Source organism: Candidatus Nomurabacteria bacterium, assembly GCA_016699085.1.
Lineage (GTDB): Bacteria > Patescibacteriota > Minisyncoccia > Phycocordibacterales > UBA9973 > CAZLWF01.
On record CP064958.1, the window covers coordinates 350,623 to 372,532 of the forward strand.

Below are 21,910 nucleotides of genomic sequence, written 5' to 3' on the forward strand. Positions count from 1 at the left end.
CAATTAATAATTGTAGGTTCTTTTCCATGCTAAGTAATTATTTCTCATACTATACCACATCAATTAATTTTAAGCAAATAAAATCCCGAACAAAGTCGGGATAATAAAATTTTTCTTTATAAACATACAGCACGATATTGTATCTTGTCGATGTTCACTTCCGGTTGAACTCCATGATCAATATTTAAATAATAGGTAACCATTGACTGAATTTGAGCCAGGGTCTTGTCACTTTTCTTGCCGTTTTCTTCAATACTGATGCCATTAGTCGTGCCGGTACTACAGTCTACTTTAACTGTATATATACGTTCGCATTCACTAAAATAAAAAATTGATGTTCCGGCATCACCAGAATCAGTATTCATTATGAGTCCGTGGCTCTCAACAAAATTAACGAATCTTTCCCCGCAGTCCTGATTCGTCGTTCTGAAACTTACAAACGACGGGGTGCATGTAGGGAAGAACTCCCTCTCTTTTGCTGTTGCATTTGTTTGTGCGTATGTTTGTGTTGTCAAAATGAAGGTACTCATGAGTACCAAGAGTAGTAGTTTCATAGTGCAGTTTTTCTCCACTATACTCGCTTGTATGAGATTTGCAATAGTTTGCAGGCAAAGAAAAAATCCGGGGATAGGACCGGATTTTTTCTTATATATTTTTTTCTCGAGAAAAAAATTATTTGTCCTTCGAGATACTCAGGATAAATAATCCTAGTTTTTTTCAAAGGAATTATTTAACTGCGTCCTTAAATGCTTTTGCTGCGCGGAATTTTGGAACTTTGACTGCAGCAACTTTGACTTGCTCACCAGTCTTTGGATTTCTAGCCATGCGCGCTGCGCGCTGTTTGACTGAGAAGATGCCGAGGCCAGCGATAGATACCTCATCTCCCTTTTTCAAGGTTGAAATGATCGCATCAATCAAGCCATCAACAATTTCTTCAGCGGCAACTTTGGTGCCGCCAATCTTTCCATGAACCCATTCTACGAGTGCTTGTTTATTCATAGCAATAGAAATGTGTGTGGAACTAAGTGATAATATAACGACCCGTCATCTGGTTGCGTTGTACGAAACCATCAAACGCTTGCCTATAAGTATATCGCCCTTTGTTTACAATGCAAGGTAGGATTAAATTTGACAAATCTTATTTTCCGTTTTGCCACGCAATGTTAAAAAGCGAGGTAAGTAAGCCTGCAATTTTACTATTTTTTACAATCGCTGTGTGGAGTCCTTTGTCCCATACAGTAAATGCTACTGTATCACCGAAAATTGATGTCTGAACGTCCGGATTGTACATTTCTTTGGAAATCGATCGTACTTCGCGAGATTTGCCGAGAGCATCTTGCTTCTCAAATTCTGCAAATGGAGATTCTGGTAATAGAAGCCGAACTTTGATCTTCTTTTTCTCGCGTTTTTCTCGAAATGTTTTGAGTTTCTCCCTTGCAATAGTAAATTTCTCTGCTTCACCGCCAAAACGAAGAATTTCCGCATGACCGCCTTCAAGCGAGCGATAAAATGTCTCGACGAAACCATCTTCACCTGCAAGTTCTTCGATCTCGATAGGCTCCTCACCGCGAGAGATCGTGAAAAGTGCTTGTAGCTCTGGTAGTGTCCGCTCAAGAATGCTTTTGCGTTCATTGATACTGGTCTCATCATAGCTGATGATCTGACGCAGGCGCAAAGGCGAATCAATATAGAAAAATCTTCGCTTACCTTGCTTCTGAACAAGGACAGCGCCTTTTTCAACTAGCTCTTCGATAGAAAGATGGACGCTTGACCGAGGCAAATGCACTAGCTGTGCAACATCTTGTATGGAAAGTGGCTCTGCACCTGAAAGTGCAACAATGATTTCTACTTGCGTTCGATCGAATCCAGCTTTGCGTAAAGAAGCTTTCAATTCCTGTGGTATTTGTTTCATAAAATGACAAATATTTCTGACAAAAATTAATAATATCTATAAATAATCAATACTAACAATATACTATCACAATACATATACCAAATATAGTTGACAAAATAGAATCAAACTGGTATGTTATGTCCAGATTATTCAATACCAAATATTTCAAAGAGAGATTACTGGAAGTATGTTGAAGCTTGCTTCTGGTAACCTCTCTTTGAAAAGGCTGTTTAAGGGATAAGTCGTGGACATCGCCACTATACGAGGGCCGCCATGAAGGTAACTTCATAGGTCATACTCACTAACGGAACTTGGCACGGGCTCCGCGAGGACCGCATCTGCTTGCCTGCGAAATCAGGATATCCTTACAAAACAGTTTGATCGTACCCGCCACGCCTTTAGCGAAAGCTTGCGCACCTGGCGGGTCTATTTAAATCCTTGTTCTTTATATAGCCAGTAAGTTCTGCTGAAAGAAGAGTAGATGGTTCACGACATTGCCATGATGAAATAATTCATTGGGAACCATCGAACGTAGCGTGTGAGTATATGCACACTATGGAGTCCTCTTCGCTGATGTCATATGGAGGAAATATTCTTTCCTCCGCTTTATCAGACCTTTGAGCAATGATTCGAAGTTCTGTAGAGATTTGTTCTTTCAAATAATTTTCATTGTAACGTTTGTACTTCGCCTGAAGTATTTCTGAAATTCAAGCGCTCCATGCGTCATCTACACGAAAAAACAAACAAAACTAAAACGTTACAACATGAAAAAAGGTAATGCAGTGCTTATCACAAGAATCGGAGATTCTTGGGGACCAGATCATCCAATCGAAATCGGCCGTGAATTTATGTGTCGACTTCGCTATGATTTGGAACTCGGGGATAGTTGTTATGCAAAAGGAATCAGTCCTTCGCATGGCATCGAAACCACCACTATCCTCAGTATCATTGTGATAGGTAGAGTTGTAATCTTTAAAACTTACAATTCGGTTTATATGGTTCAGCCATTATACCGAACATATCGTTTTAAAGGTTAAAAATCTGGGAAGCTCTGCTTCCCATCTTTATCAGAATCGTGATCAAGTATCGTGATTCTGTAGAGAAATTGTTCTTTATAAAGATGTGATTAGTTACCTTAGTTTCTCATGGTGATTAAGGTAACTAATCACATTCAAATTATGAAAAAAATTAAGGAATCAATTAATAATACGATTGATAACAATATCTGGATATTCGCTGTCATTGTTGTAGGTATCTGCGGGATTAGTCACTTGTTAGTAACCTATACCGCGTTGGGTGAAGTATTCAGAGCGATGAAGCCGTAGGTAGCGTGTATGATTTCTTGAAGGTCTAACATGCCTTTCGCCGCAAGCGATAAAAGTGGTTCTAGCAGTTTCACCAACCTCTCATAGATCCCTCTTTTCGAAAGAATAAGGATCGCAAACCGGGGAAGGGAGTTCAGGCTAGTCTCCAAGTGGCGATAGAGTGCAAGATCTCTGTCAAAGCGGAATCCATCGGCTGATGGAGTAATCTCGGTCGCACCGAGTAGGAGAAAACGCATCGGAATGACGTTGCGAGTAACTCTATAGCTTTTGGGCAACAAATGTTGCCCTGATTTTTGAGAACTTAATTACGATTGAGTTTTCAAAATGAAATTGTTCTTTGTAAACGTTCGAAAAGAATATAGTTGGCATTATTGCGCATATAGTGCTCAGTATATTCTTTTCGAACTATGGAAAACACAAACACATTTCCTGTATATTGGATTACTCTTGCACATACGCATGCCACAAATGGCCTCGCAGCCTTTGCTCGCACAAAACGCGTGAGTGCTTTGATTCATGCTATTGAAAATATTGCTTCTGATTTAACTAAGGCAAAAGTTTTGCCGCGTCAAATCAGTTATGATACGAGCTCAGTAATTGAGGTGCTTACGGACTATAAAAAACGGTTCGTTGAACATTCTCCAGAAACGAAGAACTGGGATTCATGGCGTCTCGTGTCGCATAAAAATGCATTAAAGAGTTTACAGAATAGACTGGAATGGGCGATGATCGGACTTGTGCGGGCACTAAAGTATCAAGCACTTGAGCACAAAATTTATGTCCGAGATTGGAGAGGTGATCGCACATTATATATCGCGAATGACTACTGCTACTTTCAAGTTACCGGCTCTTGCCAGAACCAAGGCTGTGAGACTTGCCGTAAAAGGCTTCGCGAAATGAAATATGCACTCAATCAGGCTGATATTACTTTTAGTTATGCATGGGAACTTTCCAAGAACGTGACTTTCTTCAAGATCGAATTGCCGTCGAAAGACATTCGATCGATTGATGAAGTGAAAAGTGCGCTTGCGAAAGCCGGAGTGTATATCCATACATAGGATTGGGGCGACGAATTCGGTCGCCCATGTTATTTAGCTCGGTACAAACGTAGTGAGCTAATCGCATGTGTTCTATCGATCACAAAAATCACGACGGGGAGACCGATGAAGCCCCAGGATTGTTTGCGCAGGCAATCTGAATCATTGGCTTGGGCGTGTGTAGATGAAATGAATTGCGGATGCTGGGGTGAAACAGTATCGGATCATGTGTAATCTATGTATTCCAATGGAGCTCAGTTTACCCAAGTGAGGTGAATTGAGTATCGTATGCGGTGGTGGTACGGACGCGTCGTACTCCTTGACGGGAGGAGATGTTTCTTTTGAAACATTGAGATGTGCATCATCGAGGCAACATGCTTCCAGAAATACATCAAGGTGCTTTGCCAGTGTCTTGATGTGTAGAAAAGCCAATCTGTCTACGGATGGATTGGCTCTTTATCAGAATCGTGATCAACGATCGTGATTCTGTAGAGATAAAGTTCTTTTCATAAAAAAACAAATATGGGCAACCAAGTTGAAAAAATTATTATTGTGCAAAGGCATCAAGAAAATTTGAACAGTATACGGGAAATGGTGGCGGAAAATCTGCCATCCTGTCTGAGTATTATGACGTTTTTTACTTCGCCAGAAGATGCACTTCGTGCGGCAGCTGGGAGCAACAAGAAAACAATTGTTATTTCCGGGAACGTCTTCGAGGAGACCAATCTCGATGGCGATTGGTTCGCTCGAGAATTTAAAGCGAATATGAGTGATGTAAAAGTGTATTGTTACTCAGTTTGCCCAAGTGGTGGTGAACATTGGGACGGATTGATTGTAAAGGAACAAGGTACATGCGCTACCGGCGATCATGCCAGTTTGATTGAATTCTTGCGTGCAGGATTGAAATAATGGTGCATAATATTTTTTCACTAAACCAAATGAACTTATGATTGTAAGCATTACCGAAGAAAAAAAGCGTAAGCTCTATGCTACTGCCAACAAACTTTTAGCACGCAATAATTTTGCATTTGACGGCACGCCGAGAGAGAAAATGAAGAGAGGACAGAGACATTTTGAAAAAAGGATTATTATGACGCCGATGGGTAACGGAAGCAGGTAGCTTCCAGGACATGGACAACAAACGTTGTCCAGATTTTTGAGAACATAAAGTGATTTGTGTTTTCAAAATGAAACCCGCCAAAGGCGGATAAGTTGTTCATTTAAAAAATATAATTATAGCAAACCATAAGAAGAAGTCATCATTTACGGTTACCTTTGATAAAGTCAAAGAAATCAAACATATGTCACGAACTATTTTTATGGGAGTCGATACGAAACAAAAGCCATTCAAGGATAAAAGTAAATACTACAGGAAGGAAAAACATAGCAAAGCTTTTGCCTAATAAGAAGCATATAAATCCGACCTACATACAGGCGGATTTTATTTTGACATCGTATACATTATATGGTAATTTAAGAAATCGGGAATTTATTATGTAAGATGGTACGTTTCCTGTTTTTATCAGAATCTGAAGCATGGACTTGAGGTTCCGTAGAAATATTCAGTTCATTTTAAAAAAAAACAATAATGCCTAACACACTAGCACACATTTTCAGAAATTTACAAACATCAAATGATGATGTTCTTACAAAACTTAATGCCATGTTTACAGGTATTAATCAAATGACAGGTGATGAACTCGTGCCGGCATATCAGGCAGCGAAAGTATATGAAGAAAATTTGTTACCCAATGATCAATTCAAAAAACTGGCAGGGAGTTTAGTGGAAGCAATTAAACAACGGATGCGAAATGTTGCTCGTGCTCAATTTACAATTGTTGATAATAAGAATTTCAAAATTATTTTTGCTGAAGTTACTGGCGATGAATCATTTCGTGCATTGAAACGTTGAAATAAAAGAGATGTGTAAATAAAATCCGTCCAAGAGTTACTCTGGACGGATTTTCTTATACTAAAAAATTCAACTATCTTGCGTATTCGATTACACGTGTCTCCCGTATGAGGGTGACTTTGATTTCACCTGGATACTTGAGTTCGGATTCGATTTTCTTGGCAACATCACGGGCGAGGTCTTTGGCTTCGACGTCAGTGATTTTCTCAGGGGTGACGAATATTCTGATCTCACGACCAGCAGAAAGTGCGTAGGATTTCTCGACTGAAGGGAATTGGTTGACGAGTGCTTCGAGTTCGGCGAGACGCTTGAGATAATTCTCGACACTATCACGTCGTGCACCAGGACGTCCGCCTGAGATATAGTCCGCAGTCTGAACAATGACAGCTTCGATCGTCTCATGAGGACAGTCATCATGGTGACTTTTCATAGCGACGATGATGCGTGGATCAGCACCAAATTTCTGAAGGATGCGGATACCGATATCGATATGTGTGCCTTGGACTTCATGGTCGAGCGCTTTGCCGATGTCGTGGACGAGTGCGCCAGCTTTGGCAATAGCGACGTCAGCTCCGAGTTCTTCTGCGAGCATGCCAGCAATATGGGTCATTTCGATCGAATGTTGCAAGACGTTCTGTCCGTAGCTCGTGCGGAAGTAGAGGCGACCCAAGATGGCGATAATACGTGGATCAAAGTTAAAGATGCCACATTCATAGACGGCTTGCTCACCTTTTTCTTTGATGATTTTGTTGATATCATCTTTGGCCTTATCAACCATTTCTTCGATTTTGGCTGGTTGGATACGGCCATCGAGAATCAAATTCTCAAGTGCAAGTCGGGCGATCTGACGTCGTACAGGGTCAAATGATGAAATAACGATCGTGCCAGGTGTATCGTCGACGATGAGTTCAACACCCGCTGCTCGTTCGAAAGCTCTGATGTTACGGCCTTCTTTACCAATGATTTTGCCTTTGATTTCATCTGAAGGAATCGCAACGTTAGTCGTCATGAGTTCAGCTGCTGTCGAAGATGCGAGACGTTGGATAGAGGTCGCGAGTATGTCTTTGGCACGGTTCTCAAGTTTTTCGGCGTTCGAGTTTTCAAGCTTCTGCATACGAATAAGAAAGTCCTCTTCGTATTCATTCTCAACACTTCGCACAAGTTCGCTCTTGGCATCTTCACGAGAAAGTCCTGCGACACGTTCGAGGGCTTTAGCTTTCTCACCTTCAAGCTCGACAGCTTTCTCTTTGATCTTCTTGATGTCCTCGATCTTGAGTTTGATGTTTTCGACTTCCTTGTCGATCTCGACTTGTCGCGCATCGAGCAGTTCTTCTTTCTTGATGAGACGCTTCTCTGTGTCTTTGAATTCTACTTCTTTCTTCCTCTCTTCATTTTTAAGCTCCTCGTCGCGATCTTCTGCTTTTTTCTTGGCTTCGTCCAAGATTCTCTGGGCTTCTTCTTTGGCATCAATCATGGTCTTCTTGATCTCAAGCTCCATCGAACCTTTCTGTCCGAGAGATATGATGAGTCGTAGATAGTAGCCAATACCGACACCGGCAAGTGCTGCTATAGCCAAAAAGGCTAGTAAGTGCAAATTCATATATTTTCAGATTTCCTTATGCCAAAAGCACCGCGTGTGCGGAATGTCGAGAGTAAGATGCAAGTTCTAAATATTGTGTAACCATAGTGTGAACAAACATCGGAGCGTGAGAAAGCGGAATTTTTGGAAATCAGGAAATAACTATTTAATAAAAATCGATACTTTCATAGTAGCAAATCTTCATGAGGATGTCACGAATGCTTAACCGTCAGTAGTGTTACTTGTCTGACTTAGGTTTGGTGATGATTTCGTCTACGATGCCGTACTTGAGTGCTTCTTCGGCGCTCATGAAGAAATCACGTTCGACATCTTTTTCGATTTGTGCAAGTTTCTGACCAGTATTTTTTGCCATGATTTGATTGAGCTGATGCCGTGATTTGATGATGTGCTTAGCAGAGATCTCAATATCGGTTGCTTGGCCTTCAGCGCCGCCGCTCGGCTGGTGAATCATGATCTCAGAGTTAGGAAGTGCGAAGCGTTTGCCTTTGGCACCACCAGAAAGGAGAAATGCTCCCATTGATGCAGCCATGCCAACACAAATCGTTGAAATATCAGGTTTGACGAAATTCATCGTGTCATAGATTGCAAGACCTGAAGAAATCACACCACCAGGAGAGTTGATATAGAGACTAATATCACGCTTGGGATCTTCATTGGCGAGGAAGATGAGTTGCGCGATGACGATGTTTGCAACATGATCATCAATGACGCCGCCTAAGAAAATAATGCGCTCGCGAAGCAGTCTGGAGTAAATATCGTAGGCTCGTTCGCCGAATTGTGATTTTTCAATAACAGTAGGAATCAACATGGTTAAATTAATTATTTAGTAATTGGTCATATAAAACGTCGTACTATATCGTCTCGCCCCGTACGAAGTTTTGTGTGCGTCTGAGATGAAGCTTTCGTTCTGGGGTAACTGTTGGGATTAACATATAGGTAAAAGGTAAGGTTAAACTTGATTAGTAACAGATTAAGTATAGCAAAATAGGGCATTCTGAGGGACTTGACAGAATAGGGTATAGTATGCTATGATATAGGCACAAATTGTTCCCGTTTAATTTCATAAAAACAAAAAAAACATAAAGATGAAGAAAATCTTTTCCTTTTTGCCACTGGCAACCCTTACTTTATTTGTCATTTCAATGACCTCTTGCTGGGACGGTGATCGTCAGGCAAAGAGGGAAATGCTTTTCGAAAACCAACCGGATGCAGCTTTTGTAGATAATTACATTGCGACAATTAAATTTTCTTCCCCGATTGCTGTGGATCCTTTGACTGTCCGGGTCCAAGACGCTGCAGGCAAAACAATTTTTGTCCGCTGCATTGACAAGGCTAAGCTTACTGATATCCTAAATCTTGCATTAGATGGCAAGATTCATGGTTTTGAAGTCTGGGGAAGAGTTCGACCTACGTCATACCATACGAAGTATTTAGGCAAAAAAATATTTGTATGGGAAGTTGTAGGAGAGGTATGGACCACAGAAGATAAAGATTATCACATGGTTGCCGACTCGGTTAGAGGATACAATTTGAGGGATATTGAAAAAAACTCTCGCGAAAAATCCAAAGTCCGGATAATACAGGCGCCGTTACCGAGCAGGGTTACAAAACCTTGTGATGGATCCAATGTGGAATTTAGTTCTACATTCCCTGATGGAACGAAAATTGAATTTAAGTCGGTACAGGGAGTCGTGCAGCAAACCAAAGCACTTCCCAGTATGCCAACTGTTCCAAAGTCAGATTCAATCCCGCGGCCTGGTGCGACAGTGCCCGTGCCGCAATGATGTTTCGCCTATGCGAAGCAAAACACCCTCAATTATAGAGGGTGTTTTTTATTACATAAAGTAATCAGTGGCAAGTATTTTACTTCTGTTCTTCAAGAAACTTAAACACCCCAAACAAAATAACGGTTAATAAATAACCTATTTCGTACGGGGCGAGAAGTGATCGATGTTACTTATTCAACTTAGCAATTTCAGAGGTTTATTTGAGCCCTTCTAGGAAACTAAACACTTTTTCATTCCTAAGAATATTCTCAACATAGAGCTCTGCTTGGAGCGGATCAGCATCTTTGTACATATCCATAAGTTTCTTTACTTCGGTATCAATGTTTTCTTTTGGTACGGTAATATTTTCGACTTGGGCGATTTTGTTGAGTGTAAGCTCAAGTATTGCTCGGCGCTCGGCATCTTTTCTCCATTCCTCACGAAGAGATTCCTTGGTCTTCTTTACGTGCTTCAAGTAGTCGTCCATATTGAGTCCCATATTTGAAATGTCGCTCTCCATGCGGTGGAACATTTTATTGAGTTCAGCTTCAATTAAAATTTCAGGTACATCGACTTTGACACCATCGATGATTTTCTCAACTGCTGCAATGCGTTTCTTCTCTTCTTCTTTATTCTTTTTCTCGAGTAGGATATTTTCTCGAATTTTTTCCTTGAGCTCATCAGCTGTTTTAAAATTACCAACAGCTTGGGCGAAAGTATCATCAAACGGCGGCAATGCTTCCTCCGTTAATTCTGGATGATTGTGCTCATGCGATTCGCTAGTGTCGTCTTTGTGAAGTTCTTGATGGGCGCGCATTTTCCTGAATTCAAGTATTGCATCGTCGACTTCCTTCTCGGTTACTTCTGCCTTCACTTCTTTGCTAAAAGCCTCCGTAGCTATCTTTTTATAGTCGGGTAAGGTGAGCTCAGGCAGTACGGCGGTGCGGATTTTGAAACCGAGGGGATTATCTTTGGCAAGCTTGGTAATCATGATTTCAGGCCGGCCGATAGCGTCGATCTTCTCACTCTCCAGGATTTCTGGATAGTGTTTTGCCATGGCAAGTTCTGCCATTTCCTCAAGGATCGGCATGTCGCCGATTTGTTTGCGGAATACATCAACAGGGACTTTGCCTTTACGAAAGCCAGGCATTTCGAAATTTGCGAGCAAATGCTCGATAGCTTTGGTTTCGAATGTCTTGAATTCTGCTTCAGGTATTTCACCTTCGATCTCAATTCTGCTTTTTTCTAGTTTAGTGATTTTTGGTTGCATGGATTCGAGTGTACTTGGGAGAAGTGTTTTTGTCAAAAAGTGTTGAAATGTATAAGATACAGAGCAATTGACAATAATGATTTATTGTGATAATATGTCTTCAAACCTAAAAATAAAAAAAATGGAAAATGAATTTCTCAAAGTAAGGGTAAAACTGATTAAAGCAATTGGTGAAAAAAGATTTGATAATATTATGGACAGTATGAATGAGTGGAAAGAAGCAATAAAATTACTTGTACTTTCTGCGGAAGAAAAAGAAAATGGCAGTGGAGAAAAAATTGAGAATTTACTAAGGGAAATTTCCAACAGTTCTTTCCTTCACACTTCTGCAGTGAACGGTAAGCCAGAGAAATTAATAAAAGCTCTGGAGGAATTAAGGGATAAAATTAGTTTTGCATAATGTTTCTATGAAGAATTTACAAAAAAGCGCTCAGATTTTTTCTGGACGCTTTTTCTTTTGCAAAATTTATTTTTTTATTCCTCTAACTTCGGAGCGTAGTCACTCTCGTAACGAGCAGCACATTCATCGATAATCTTTTTTGCTTCGGCTGCGTCAAAGAATCCCAAGACTTTACATGTGCCGGGTTTCTTGAGGTCTTTGTAGTGCTCGAAATAATATTCAGTCTCCTTTTTCCAGTGTTCGCCGAGTTGATCGAGAGAGGTGAGGTGATCCATGCGCTTGTCATCTGAGAGTACAGTGATCACTTTATCATCACGCTCGCCCGCGTCTTCAAATTTCATAATACCAATAACACGAGCTTCAACGAGTGAGCCAGGCACTAATGCTTCGGTGACGTCAACAACGATCATATCGAGAAGGTCGCCATCTTGGTCCCAGGTCTTAGGAATCGCACCATAGGCAACAGGGTACGCGAGCGATGAGTAGCCGACGCGATCGAGCTTGAGATGGCCGGTTTCAGTGATGAGCTCGTATTTATTGATCGAACCAGAATTTATTTCGATAATTGCATTCACAGTATTGTCGTCTTTGTTTACATAGGGATCGAGCACATGCTGGAGATTGAGCATGTATTTTGATGGTTTGTGGTTTATGTTGGCCATGAGTTAAATAAGTATTAATTAATAATTACGAAAGATGAATTAAAATTCAGGAGATAGTATTTACTCGCGACAGTATCTTCTTTGCAGTGAGGACGAGTGCGACTTATTGACTGCGCCCCGCAACAAAAAGAGATATTGTTGCGAGTACTTTATTATTCGCTTTTTTGTTCCTCTGGTTCTTCAGCGATAGCTACAGTAGGTTCACCAGAAACATCTTCATTTACTTCTGCGGGAACATCTTTAGTTGCACTTTTCTTTTTAGTTTTAGGTTTCGTGTCAGCATTTTCATCAGCAGATTTTTCTTTGGTGAGGTCTCCGAGTGATACATAGCCTTCATCGTCGCCATCGACTTTCTCTGAAACATCTTCACCCTTGATACCTTTGATATCGATGCGCCAACCAGTGAGTTTTGCTGCGAGTCGGACATTTTGTCCGCCTTTGCCGATAGCAAGACTGAGCTGATCATCTGCGACTTCAATGAGGGCTTTGTGTTCGTTTTCTTCCATATCAATATCGAGGACCTTGGCAGGCGAGAGTGCGCTTGCAACAAACGTAGAAATATTTTCTGACCAAGGAATAATATCGATCTTCTCACCAGCGAGCTCATTCATAACGGTCGTCACACGAACACCGCGCTGGCCCACACATGAGCCGACTGGATCAACATGATCATCGGTCGACATAACTGCCATTTTACTTCGGGAGCCTGCTTCACGAGCGATCGCTTTGATAACAACAACACCTGATGCGATTTCTGGTGCTTCGAGTTCAAAAAGTTTCTCTAAGAATTTTGGATGGGTACGTGAAAGTTTGAGTGTGATACCTCGAGGAGTTTCTTCGACGAGGTAGAGGTAGGCACGAATACGCTCACCACGGCGATATGATTCGCCAGGGATTTGTTCTTCGAATGGCAATATGCCTGTTGCTCGATTGAAATCAATATACACAATACCTCGCTCTATCTTTTGGACGACGCCGTTGATGATTTCGCCTTCCTTTGTGCCGTATTCATCCATGATTGAACTTCGTTCAGCTTCTCTGATGCGTTGGATGATGACTTGCTTGGCAGTTTGTGCGGCAATACGACCAAAGTCTTCTTTGGTTTCAAGTGGGAATATGATTTCTTCATCGAGTTCGATACCTTTTTTTATCTTGCGTGCGTCATCGATAAAGATATGATGTTCTTCGTTGTAACGCACACGCTCGTCGCCCTCTTCTGGCTTGTCTTCTTCATCGAGTATTTCAGGTGATACGACTCGTACAGTCGTGTCATCGACAACTTTTTTGACTTGGTAGAATTCGGTTGTGCCAACTTCGAGATCAAATTTAGCACGGATAATTTGGCCGCGTTTGCCGTATTCTTTCTTGTAGGCAGCTGCGAGAGATTGCTCGATGGCATCTATGATTTTCTCTTTTGGAATCTTGCGCTCTTCTTCGAGCTGTTCAAGCGCTGATTTTAGTACTTTGAGGTCTAACATATTATTGTATTGTTATTAATTTTTAAGAAAAAAAGTCCGCTTCCGCGAACTTCTCTTACATCACTACTATAGCATTTTCAGAGAAATGTGCAACTATTTTTTGTTGTTTTCTATAGTAGAAATACCGCCTTCGACAGCTATGGCTACTTGCTTGGCTTTATGATATGTCGAACGAGTTTGATCGCTTGCATTTGCTGTTGCCGCGTCACCAACTTGTAGTAATACCCCCATTATTTTTTTGCGAGTTTCAGCTTTTTGCTCTGTTGTTTTCTTGGGCTTTTTATCATCTAGCGAAGTATCTATGTTTGCAAAGCTTTGGGTTGTGGCCACAGTCATAAGCAAGGCTGGAATAAGCATTTTCATTTTAGTAGCTGCTTTAGCGGCCAAACGCCCAATGTAGTTCTCTTTGGATTCTGCCTGGGAAGCAAATGATTGTTCTGGTGATTTCATATGTGGTGAGTATAGCATTTAGGAAATAAAAAAGCCCCTGATAGCATTTGCTAACAGAGGCTTACTAAAATGAAAAAACAAACCCAACTCACTCTATCTTCTCGAAGCGGGCTACACTTCGTGCGTCCTTCGAAACTATAACTATCGTGTATATGCCTGTTGGCAAATCACCGATATCGAGCCTTACCTTAGAGCCAATTCCCACACTCGGTACAACAACTTGCTGTCCCAGTATATTGACGATCTTGATTTCGTCTATATGGGTGACTACATCAACAGTAATTATATCGGTCGCAGGATTTGGGTATAGCTTTAGGGCCTGCACATTACGTATCTCATCTACAGCAGTAATTGTAAACTCTGCTGTATCAAAGACATAAATGTCTACAAGGCCATTCCCGTTTATTGAGCCAATCATTGCATAGTACTTTTCCATGAAGGGTACTCCAACATCCTTGTATCCGATGCAACCATCGTCGTCGTAGGCTTTAAAAGTGCCATTAATTCCGATGTAATTTAGATTGCATGTTTCGACATCAATATCGTTAATACGATCAATGACGCCAGTAATTAGCATTATACCTTTCCAGACATCAGTACTCAGCGCCCAGTGGCAGTCAATGAATGATTCAGATCCTACAGTGAGAATTCCCGTGCTTACGGTGAGATTTTCATCCATGAATTCGCCAACCAATATTGGTTGGTTAGATACGTTTGTGCGCACCTTAACCTTTCCTGGCTGGTATTGGGTCGGCAATGTGATTTCCTCCCATATGTGACCCTCAACGCTGTACCTTTTCAGCTTTTCTTCGGGGAAGAAGATATTTTCTTCACCTTCCACAGTGTACAAGAAGCCATCTATTACCATACCGGACTGCGTATTTAGAGTGGCCTGATTCCCAACGGGAATTACATTTCCCTCCAAATCGATTTCTACGATATGGTACACACTGTCTCCGTCAAAAGTTTTAAAATCACCAATGACGTACATTTTTTCCGGTGTTACGATTAGATCGTTTACTGGACCGTCTAAGATATATGGTGACGTCCAATGTTTTGTGGTGCCACTCATTTTTGCAAAATATTTGCAAGTGGAATTAATAAAATTTCCACCTACCCACCATGCATTGTTGAAGTAGGCACACACTTTTTTTTGATCGCTTGATAAATCGACACCTTCTAATCCTGTGGTTGGAATAATTTGCTGCTGGTTTGCTGTCCAAAGAACTGCACCTGGTGTACCGCCAAACAAAAGAAGGGTATCTTTGTTTGCTGTGATTGATGAAGGAGCATTATTTGGCTCCCCTAATGCAAGGGGAAATTTCTGCGAAAATAATGTTTGTGCTGAAGCATTGATTGCTCCAACAAGAAGTATGAGCAATAAGGCTATATTTTTCATCTGATTTATTTTTTAAATGAAGAATCGATGTTTTGTACATTAAATCATATATTTTGTCAAATGTAAAGGGCTTTATCCACAGGTAAGTAGGTACCCAATTTGAGGCCTTTTTATAAGGCTGTGGTATACTTTAGGTCAATATAACTTATTTCCTATGGATCCAATACAAGCTCAATCATCACCAGTAGCTGATTCTCATAAACGCAAGCTTTTATGGCTTGGATTGGTTGTTTTACTTATACTAATAGGTGGGTATGCATACTATACGAAGCATAAAAAACCAGTTCTTGATCCATCTTCAGTTGAAGCGCGACTAGAAGAACTCAATCGATTAGGAGAAACTTCCTCAAAAGAGCCAGTTACTCCAGAACAGCAAACACAAGAATTAGATAATTTAGCAAAATCATCTTCGGGGACTACAGTGACAACAGAAGACCAGATGAATGCTCTCAATAGTTTAGGTGGTCAATAAATAATATGAGACATTTTATTTTTGGTGCATATCTACTTATAGCATTGCTCGCCGTGAGTACTTTTCTCTATGCATCGAAAGCATTTGCTGGCTCGGGTGACAATGTCACTGGCTGGGCATGGGGTGAAGCGCAAATGCCAGACGGTAGTGCGGGGGGAATGGGCTGGCTTTCATTTAATTGTACCAATGCTAGCTCTGGAGGTTGTTCACATCTAGATGATGCAATGCAAAATATCTCCACAAAATATGGTGTAAATGTCGACATGACGACAGGTTATATGACTGGTTATGCGTGGAGTGATAACTATGGCTGGGTACAGTTTGATGCTGGCTGTCCTTCTGGAACTAGTGGAGAATGTAATGCGAGACTTAATTTTACAACAAATAAATTAGTTGGTTTTGCTAGGGTCTTGATCGGTAATGGTCAGACAGATTGGGACGGATGGATAAGTTTAAATGCTGTGAATGATCAAGACCCAAGTTCAGTTGGGTCACAACCCTCTGCATTTGCGTACGGTATTTCATATGATCCAGCAACAGGGGCTCTCACGGGATTTGCTTGGGGTGGAGAAATGATAGGTTGGGTCAAATTTATTAATGTTGTTACTGCGGCACAATCAACTGATGGACTCGCCCTTATACCAACAGCAACCCCCGCTACTAATCTACAAGGACTTCCAAAAGTAATTACTATCCCAACAGGAAATAAGGTATATCTCAATTGGTGGTCACCAAATGGTACCGTCTTTGATCATTGTGAAGCAATATCTACACAGGTAGTGCCCGCATGGACCACCCTTGATTTTTCAGCTGGCTCTGCTAATTTGCCACCTCCGCCACCGGCTAATCCTACAATATTCAAATCAATTTCCGACATACTTGTTCCTACAAGTGGGACAAAATACACACTCTCTTGTTATAAAACTCCATCAGCTACCAAGGCAACTACTGCCACAGCAACGGTAAACACTTCACCGACAATTACACCTACTTTGTCCCTTCATATTAATGGATCGACAGCAACAAGTGGTACGGCTTTCCCGCCAACATACTTGATTGATCTTGGATTTGATTCTTCTAATCCTGACTACAATCCAACTACGAGTTGTGTTGGTATAGGCGGTAGTACTGATTGGAATACGAATCTAGGCACATTAACTTCAGCAAATAATTATGCGATAAGTAAAATAGGCGTTAGTGTGCCAACAAATCCGACAAATTTCCAAGTTAGATGTCTGGCAAATAATGGCACATGGATAACCTCGAATATTGTCACCGTTTCAAAATTTACGGCAACTTGCCAAGACCCAACTGCAACAAACTACGGAGGATCATTGCCGTGTACGTATGGACAAAACCCAACTACAGGTGGAGGTGGGGGTATTGTGCCGATATATAATGAGCCGAGAAATTATTAAGCATTGTTTACTTACCATTAATTTAGTATTCTACATATTATGAAACAAGAAAAAAATAATATATTGCAAAGTGCAAAAGTGATATTACTCGGACTCATCATTGCAGTCGGGGTTAGCTATGTGTCTGCATTCGTCGGTCCGACAGCAGATGCGCCTGGCAATAATGTGAAAGCACCACTTAATTCAAGTGAGACAAATCAGGCAAAAGATATTGGTTCATGTACGACTGGTAGCTGTGGTGGTATTGCAGTCGGAACATTTAATGCGTATCGGGACTCTTCTTTTTCAGGTACAAACGTATATTTTGGTCTATCTGACCCTACTTCTCATGTTGGACCTGATCTCTTTCTCAAAAAATATAGTATTGAAGGCAGTACGGCCACAGATCCTCTTTGCGTACAGCGTTCTACTGGTAAAGTTGTGACATGTACTGGGTCAGCTCCAACAGTAACATTGACAGCTACACCTACTTCAGTTACGAGTGGAGGCACCTCAACAATCTCAGTCAATTACACAGGAAGCAATTCCTCAAGCTGTCAAAAAAGTTCAACACCATCTAGCGCATGGAGTGGAACAGGTATAGCTTCTCAATCAATTAGTAACATCACAGCAACAACGACGTTTAATATTAGCTGTGATAGCGGATCGGTAACGGATAGTGTTGTGGTTACGGTAGGCAGTGTACCTCTTCCTGTGATTACACTTACATCAGCGCTTGATCAAAGTGATGCATACGATGCATTAACAAAGACAATCAGTACGTCAGGTATTACCGCAATCAGTTCTGTTTCAACAACAGACACAGTAGCCAATGATAGGAAGGTTTGGATGGCGCTTGCAACTACCAATGCGACTTCTTGCACATACACTTCAAGTCCTTCATTTTCAACCTGGAACAGTGGATCAGCAACATCATTTAATGCAACAAGTTATGATTTGCCAAACTGGGGAACAAATTCATTTACGATTACATGTTTGAATTCTGCTGGTCAGTCAGCAACAAAAACAGTCTCATTCATTGTTAAAGGTAAAATGACTTATGATGCAAACGGGTCATGGACAACGCCTGCAAATATTACTCAAATATTCTTTGAACTTTGGGGTGCTGGAGCTGGCGGAGCTGGTGGTGGTGGTGGAGCAAGTAATGGCACACAAAGTAATGCTGAAGCTGGAGCTGGTGGTGGTGGTGGTGAAAGTGGTCAATATAATGCCAGTTTGGTTACTAGTGCATCTGGAGCGTATACGCTAACAATCGGCTCAGGAGGCACAGGAGGTAATAATGGTAACGGAGGTGATCCAGGTACAGCAGGAAGCGTAGGAAGTGCAGGTGGTAATACAACAATTGCAGGTAGTGGGTTATCTTCACTTGATACTATCGCAGAAGGCGGAGCTGGTGGTGGCGGAGGACAAGGTGGAGATCACAACAATGGTGCTTCTACTGGTGGCTACGCTGGAGGGTCACTTACCTCACCAGGTGTTGGAGATAATCGAGTTAACGGACAAAGCGGTATAGATGGTCACCCTCAAAATATTAGTGGTTGTGGCATAGACAATGATAATGGCATAGGCGGATCTGGCGGAAATCCATCTGATCCAAATGCTAGTGCTGGAACCAAAGGTGTGGGTGGATCAGGTGGATCTGGTGGTCAACCAGGACCAGGTTGTGGCGGCGGTGGTGCTGATGGTACTGATGGAGCAAATGCTGCGGGCGGACGGGCAATCATCTACTGGCCATCAATGTAAAAGTAAAATAAGTAAAAAATAAAAACTCCGAAAGGGGTTTTTATTTTTTACCCACACAATTTGCGTCATATTGTCTGTTATACTTGGTATAAGAATGCAAATCAAAGAAGAACAATTAAAAACTTTTATTGCAGAGGCAGGATTAGTTTCAAAAACAGATTTAACTGCAGCAATAAAAGAAGCCAAAGAGAAAGAGCAATCAATCGGCGACATACTCTTGTCCGCTGGTAAGATTACCGACTCTGATCTTAAACGTATGCAAGCCTACATATTGGGCATACCGTTTATTTCACTGCTTGGGGAAAAAATCCCATTTGAAATACTTTCGCTTATTCCTGAACCTATTGCTCGCAATCATAATATTATCGCGTATCGCAAGCGCGCTGATGAACTCGAAGTCGCAATGCTCGATATTGAAGACCTATCGGTGATTGACTTCATTAAGAAAAAAGTTGAACTTAAGATTTCTCCACGTTTGACTGATACTGAGTCTCTCAAACACGCACTCTCACAGTATAAGAAAAGTCTCAAGGCGGATTTTGATGACATCATCAAAAAAGAATCTGTCTCACTTAAGATGATCGCCGAAGAAAATGGTGAGGCAGGACTTTCAGGTAAAGAACTCAAAGCTATGGCTGATGATCTACCAGTCGTTAAGATTGTCGATACACTTATATCCCATGCAATTCTCCAAAATACATCTGATATCCATATTGAGCCTGAGGAAAATGAATTGCTTGTTCGCTACCGTATCGATGGCATACTCCATGATGCGATGGTACTACCAAAAGATGCAGCAGCTGGTATTACAGCGCGTATTAAAGTACTTTCGAATTTAAAGCTTGATGAGAAACGATTGCCGCAGGATGGGCGCTTCAAAATCACGACTGAAGCCGGGGATCAGGTATCGTTTCGTGTCTCAACATTGCCTACATATTATGGCGAGAAAACAGTTATCAGAATTTTGAAGGAAAATGCCAAAGGTTTTACCTTGGAAGGTTTGGGCTTCCACGGCGAAGCGATGGAGCGCATTCATGAAGGCATGAAGCAAAAAACAGGGATGATTTTAGCGACCGGACCGACTGGATCAGGTAAGACCACAACACTCTATACTGTGCTTGATATTTTAAACACTCCAGATGTTAATATTTCAACAGTTGAAGATCCAATTGAATATCAAATGCAGCGAATCAATCAAACGCAGGTAAAATCAGAAATTGGACTCACGTTTGCTAATGGACTTCGCACGCTCTTGCGACAAGACCCAGATATTATTATGGTCGGTGAGATTCGTGATACCGAAACTGCATCGCTTGCAATTAACGCCGCACTGACCGGTCACTTGGTGCTCTCAACGATCCACACCAATTCTGCAGCAGGTGCTATTCCCCGAATGATAGACATGGGTGCGGAGTCATTTTTGATTGTCTCGACAGTGAAAACTATTATTGGCCAACGCCTTGTGAGAAAATTAACCAATACGAAAGAAAAATATTTTTTGAATCCGACTGAAATAGCTGCGCTAGCTAAAATCATAGATTTGGATCGGATGCTTACCATGATTAAGACTGAGAATATTGTGCCACAAGATGCGACCTGGGAGACGATACCGTTCTATAAAGCTATACCTTCTGAAGAATCTGAATCAGGTTATAGTGGCCGACTTGGTATTCATGAAGTGCTAAAAGTGACGACAAGTATTAAGGAACTCATACTAAAAGGTGCCTCAGAAGATGTTATTTCAGAACAAGCCAAGAAAGAAGGTATGATGACGATGCTTGAAGATGGTTTATATATGGCAGTGTCTGGATTAACCACAACAGAGGAAGTGCTACGAGTCGTGTCTGAATAGGCAAAAAATATACTATGCAATTTTCATACAAAGCAAAAAATAAAGAGGGGGTGCAGACTGACGGTGTTCTTGAGGCATCAGACAAATTTGCCGCAGCCAAAGCGTTACGTGCGCAAGGACTCATACCGGTCATGCTTACACTTACAAAAGTAAAGGCATTAGGTGGACTTTCCTTTCTGAGTGGATTATTTGGCGGCGTTAAACTTCACGAAAAAATAATTTTTACCAGAAATCTAAGCGGTATGCTTTCGGCTGGGCTGTCACTGTATCGGGCTTTATCAGTCTTGGAGAAGCAGACAATAAATGAGAAATTTAAGAAAATATTAAATATGCTTATCAAGGACATTGACCGGGGTGGCACACTGTCTGAAGGTATGGGGAAATTTCCAAAAGTATTCTCTACGCTGTTTGTCTCTATGGTACGTGCTGGAGAGGAATCTGGAAGTATGCCACAGACATTGACCGAAGTTGGTGGCACACTTGAGAAGACCTATGCGCTCAATAAGAAAATAAAGGGCGCGCTCATGTATCCGTCTATTATCTTGATTGCGATTGTACTCATTGGTATTTTGATGATGATATTTGTCGTACCAACACTCACGAATACATTTAAAGACTTAGATGTAGAATTACCGAAAAGTACACAGCTAGTTATATTTATTAGTGATTCGCTCTCACAGAGCCCTGTTATTACATTCCTTGTTCTCTTCACTTTTGCAGGGGGATTGTTTGGAATTTCAAGAATAAAAGGTCTTAAAAAATACACTGATTTTATTGTTATTCGTATACCAGTTATCGGTGGCATTGTGCAAGAAGTAAATGCTGCCCGTACAGCTCGAACACTATCCTCACTTTTGAACGCAGGTGTTGATATGACTAAAGCATTAACAATTACTGAAGAAGTGGTTCAGAACATGTATTACAAAGCTGTTATTACCAAGGCGATTGCGTCAGTACAAAAAGGTATCACACTCTCCTCAATATTTAAGGAAGCAGATCGGCTCTATCCAATCATGGTTGGAGAAATGATGGAAGTTGGAGAAGAAACTGGCAAATTATCAAGCATGCTTATGGATATCGCCACCTTCTACGAAGGTGAGGTTGATACAAAAACAAAAGATCTATCAACTATTATTGAGCCGATTCTAATGATTTTCATTGGTGGTGCTGTCGGATTTTTTGCGATATCAATGATTTCACCGATGTATTCCTTAATGGATAGTGTTTCATAA

The 21,910-nt window shown here is 41.2% G+C and carries 21 protein-coding genes; 11 read left to right on the plus strand and 10 right to left on the minus strand.

Annotation, left to right across the window (positions count from 1 at the left end):
• Positions 1-116 precede the first annotated feature (116 nt).
• The 3 genes from IPF86_01820 to IPF86_01830 form a co-directional block, all read right to left on the minus strand.
• A complete protein-coding gene (locus tag IPF86_01820; GenBank protein ID QQR50635.1) occupies positions 117-554 on the minus strand; it encodes a hypothetical protein in 438 nt (145 codons plus the stop codon).
• A gap of 172 nt (positions 555-726) precedes the next feature.
• The gene (locus IPF86_01825; protein ID QQR50636.1) at positions 727-999 is read right to left on the minus strand and encodes an HU family DNA-binding protein; all 273 of its coding nucleotides are present in this window, start codon (positions 997-999) and stop codon (positions 727-729) included.
• A gap of 139 nt (positions 1,000-1,138) precedes the next feature.
• Positions 1,139-1,912, minus strand: coding sequence for a winged helix-turn-helix transcriptional regulator (locus IPF86_01830; protein ID QQR50637.1), 774 nt, complete (start codon positions 1,910-1,912; stop codon positions 1,139-1,141).
• 1,714 nt (positions 1,913-3,626) lie between these two features.
• Here IPF86_01830 and IPF86_01835 point away from each other — a divergent pair.
• From IPF86_01835 to IPF86_01850, 4 genes are all read left to right on the plus strand, one after another.
• Positions 3,627-4,277: a hypothetical protein gene (locus IPF86_01835; GenBank protein ID QQR50638.1), complete on the plus strand. Its 651-nt coding sequence runs from the start codon at positions 3,627-3,629 to the stop codon at positions 4,275-4,277.
• Between the two features lie 501 nt (positions 4,278-4,778).
• Positions 4,779-5,165, plus strand: a complete 387-nt coding sequence (locus IPF86_01840) for a hypothetical protein (protein ID QQR50639.1) — start codon at positions 4,779-4,781, stop codon at positions 5,163-5,165.
• Between the two features lie 37 nt (positions 5,166-5,202).
• On the plus strand, positions 5,203-5,376 hold the full coding sequence (locus IPF86_01845) for a hypothetical protein (GenBank protein ID QQR50640.1): 174 nt from the start codon (positions 5,203-5,205) through the stop codon (positions 5,374-5,376).
• Positions 5,377-5,844: 468 nt separating this feature from the next.
• Complete coding sequence (locus IPF86_01850) at positions 5,845-6,168, plus strand: hypothetical protein (GenBank protein ID QQR50641.1); 324 nt, start codon at positions 5,845-5,847, stop codon at positions 6,166-6,168.
• Positions 6,169-6,241: 73 nt separating this feature from the next.
• Here IPF86_01850 and rny read toward each other — a convergent pair whose 3' ends face one another.
• Complete coding sequence (gene rny, locus IPF86_01855; GenBank protein QQR50642.1) at positions 6,242-7,768, minus strand: ribonuclease Y; 1,527 nt, start codon at positions 7,766-7,768, stop codon at positions 6,242-6,244.
• A 217-nt stretch (positions 7,769-7,985) separates the two neighbouring features.
• Positions 7,986-8,576, minus strand: coding sequence for an ATP-dependent Clp endopeptidase proteolytic subunit ClpP (clpP, locus tag IPF86_01860; GenBank protein ID QQR50643.1), 591 nt, complete (start codon positions 8,574-8,576; stop codon positions 7,986-7,988).
• A 277-nt stretch (positions 8,577-8,853) separates the two neighbouring features.
• On the opposite strand from clpP, the gene IPF86_01865 reads away from it, so the two are divergent.
• Entirely contained in the window at positions 8,854-9,552 is a 699-nt protein-coding gene (locus IPF86_01865) for a hypothetical protein (GenBank protein ID QQR50644.1), read from the plus strand.
• Between the two features lie 199 nt (positions 9,553-9,751).
• On the opposite strand, the gene IPF86_01870 is transcribed toward IPF86_01865, so the two are convergent.
• On the minus strand, positions 9,752-10,804 hold the full coding sequence (locus tag IPF86_01870; GenBank protein QQR50645.1) for a hypothetical protein: 1,053 nt from the start codon (positions 10,802-10,804) through the stop codon (positions 9,752-9,754).
• A gap of 94 nt (positions 10,805-10,898) precedes the next feature.
• Between IPF86_01870 and IPF86_01875 the strand changes: the two genes are divergently transcribed.
• Entirely contained in the window at positions 10,899-11,204 is a 306-nt protein-coding gene (locus IPF86_01875) for a hypothetical protein (GenBank protein ID QQR50646.1), read from the plus strand.
• Positions 11,205-11,278: 74 nt separating this feature from the next.
• Here the strand turns inward: IPF86_01875 and IPF86_01880 are convergent, their stop codons facing one another.
• The 4 genes from IPF86_01880 to IPF86_01895 form a co-directional block, all read right to left on the minus strand.
• Positions 11,279-11,866, minus strand: coding sequence for an inorganic diphosphatase (locus IPF86_01880; GenBank protein QQR50647.1), 588 nt, complete (start codon positions 11,864-11,866; stop codon positions 11,279-11,281).
• 152 nt (positions 11,867-12,018) lie between these two features.
• Positions 12,019-13,344, minus strand: a complete 1,326-nt coding sequence (gene nusA, locus IPF86_01885; GenBank protein QQR50648.1) for a transcription termination/antitermination protein NusA — start codon at positions 13,342-13,344, stop codon at positions 12,019-12,021.
• 93 nt (positions 13,345-13,437) lie between these two features.
• Positions 13,438-13,794: a hypothetical protein gene (locus tag IPF86_01890; protein ID QQR50649.1), complete on the minus strand. Its 357-nt coding sequence runs from the start codon at positions 13,792-13,794 to the stop codon at positions 13,438-13,440.
• 88 nt (positions 13,795-13,882) lie between these two features.
• Positions 13,883-15,193, minus strand: coding sequence for a T9SS type A sorting domain-containing protein (locus IPF86_01895; GenBank protein ID QQR50650.1), 1,311 nt, complete (start codon positions 15,191-15,193; stop codon positions 13,883-13,885).
• Positions 15,194-15,347: 154 nt separating this feature from the next.
• On the opposite strand from IPF86_01895, the gene IPF86_01900 reads away from it, so the two are divergent.
• The 5 genes from IPF86_01900 to IPF86_01920 all read left to right on the plus strand — a co-directional run bounded on the left by IPF86_01900 (position 15,348) and on the right by IPF86_01920 (position 21,910).
• A complete protein-coding gene (locus IPF86_01900; protein ID QQR50651.1) occupies positions 15,348-15,665 on the plus strand; it encodes a hypothetical protein in 318 nt (105 codons plus the stop codon).
• Between the two features lie 5 nt (positions 15,666-15,670).
• On the plus strand, positions 15,671-17,083 hold the full coding sequence (locus IPF86_01905) for a hypothetical protein (protein QQR50652.1): 1,413 nt from the start codon (positions 15,671-15,673) through the stop codon (positions 17,081-17,083).
• Positions 17,084-17,122: 39 nt separating this feature from the next.
• A complete protein-coding gene (locus tag IPF86_01910; protein ID QQR50653.1) occupies positions 17,123-18,826 on the plus strand; it encodes a hypothetical protein in 1,704 nt (567 codons plus the stop codon).
• Between the two features lie 94 nt (positions 18,827-18,920).
• Positions 18,921-20,678: a type II/IV secretion system protein gene (locus IPF86_01915; GenBank protein QQR50654.1), complete on the plus strand. Its 1,758-nt coding sequence runs from the start codon at positions 18,921-18,923 to the stop codon at positions 20,676-20,678.
• A 14-nt stretch (positions 20,679-20,692) separates the two neighbouring features.
• Positions 20,693-21,910, plus strand: coding sequence for a type II secretion system F family protein (locus tag IPF86_01920; protein QQR50655.1), 1,218 nt, complete (start codon positions 20,693-20,695; stop codon positions 21,908-21,910).

What these genes read in the sequence shown, in the direction of transcription:
- IPF86_01820 (QQR50635.1), bottom strand. Translation starts at nt 554, where the DNA reads ATGAAACTACTACTCTTGGTACTCATGAGTACCTTCATTTTGACAACA.
- IPF86_01825 (QQR50636.1), bottom strand. Translation starts at nt 999, where the DNA reads ATGAATAAACAAGCACTCGTAGAATGGGTTCATGGAAAGATTGGCGGC.
- IPF86_01830 (QQR50637.1), bottom strand. Translation starts at nt 1,912, where the DNA reads ATGAAACAAATACCACAGGAATTGAAAGCTTCTTTACGCAAAGCTGGA.
- IPF86_01835 (QQR50638.1), top strand. Translation starts at nt 3,627, where the DNA reads ATGGAAAACACAAACACATTTCCTGTATATTGGATTACTCTTGCACAT.
- IPF86_01840 (QQR50639.1), top strand. Translation starts at nt 4,779, where the DNA reads ATGGGCAACCAAGTTGAAAAAATTATTATTGTGCAAAGGCATCAAGAA.
- IPF86_01845 (QQR50640.1), top strand. Translation starts at nt 5,203, where the DNA reads ATGATTGTAAGCATTACCGAAGAAAAAAAGCGTAAGCTCTATGCTACT.
- IPF86_01850 (QQR50641.1), top strand. Translation starts at nt 5,845, where the DNA reads ATGCCTAACACACTAGCACACATTTTCAGAAATTTACAAACATCAAAT.
- rny (QQR50642.1), bottom strand. Translation starts at nt 7,768, where the DNA reads ATGAATTTGCACTTACTAGCCTTTTTGGCTATAGCAGCACTTGCCGGT.
- clpP (QQR50643.1), bottom strand. Translation starts at nt 8,576, where the DNA reads ATGTTGATTCCTACTGTTATTGAAAAATCACAATTCGGCGAACGAGCC.
- IPF86_01865 (QQR50644.1), top strand. Translation starts at nt 8,854, where the DNA reads ATGAAGAAAATCTTTTCCTTTTTGCCACTGGCAACCCTTACTTTATTT.
- IPF86_01870 (QQR50645.1), bottom strand. Translation starts at nt 10,804, where the DNA reads ATGCAACCAAAAATCACTAAACTAGAAAAAAGCAGAATTGAGATCGAA.
- IPF86_01875 (QQR50646.1), top strand. Translation starts at nt 10,899, where the DNA reads ATGTCTTCAAACCTAAAAATAAAAAAAATGGAAAATGAATTTCTCAAA.
- IPF86_01880 (QQR50647.1), bottom strand. Translation starts at nt 11,866, where the DNA reads ATGGCCAACATAAACCACAAACCATCAAAATACATGCTCAATCTCCAG.
- nusA (QQR50648.1), bottom strand. Translation starts at nt 13,344, where the DNA reads ATGTTAGACCTCAAAGTACTAAAATCAGCGCTTGAACAGCTCGAAGAA.
- IPF86_01890 (QQR50649.1), bottom strand. Translation starts at nt 13,794, where the DNA reads ATGAAATCACCAGAACAATCATTTGCTTCCCAGGCAGAATCCAAAGAG.
- IPF86_01895 (QQR50650.1), bottom strand. Translation starts at nt 15,193, where the DNA reads ATGAAAAATATAGCCTTATTGCTCATACTTCTTGTTGGAGCAATCAAT.
- IPF86_01900 (QQR50651.1), top strand. Translation starts at nt 15,348, where the DNA reads ATGGATCCAATACAAGCTCAATCATCACCAGTAGCTGATTCTCATAAA.
- IPF86_01905 (QQR50652.1), top strand. Translation starts at nt 15,671, where the DNA reads ATGAGACATTTTATTTTTGGTGCATATCTACTTATAGCATTGCTCGCC.
- IPF86_01910 (QQR50653.1), top strand. Translation starts at nt 17,123, where the DNA reads ATGAAACAAGAAAAAAATAATATATTGCAAAGTGCAAAAGTGATATTA.
- IPF86_01915 (QQR50654.1), top strand. Translation starts at nt 18,921, where the DNA reads ATGCAAATCAAAGAAGAACAATTAAAAACTTTTATTGCAGAGGCAGGA.
- IPF86_01920 (QQR50655.1), top strand. Translation starts at nt 20,693, where the DNA reads ATGCAATTTTCATACAAAGCAAAAAATAAAGAGGGGGTGCAGACTGAC.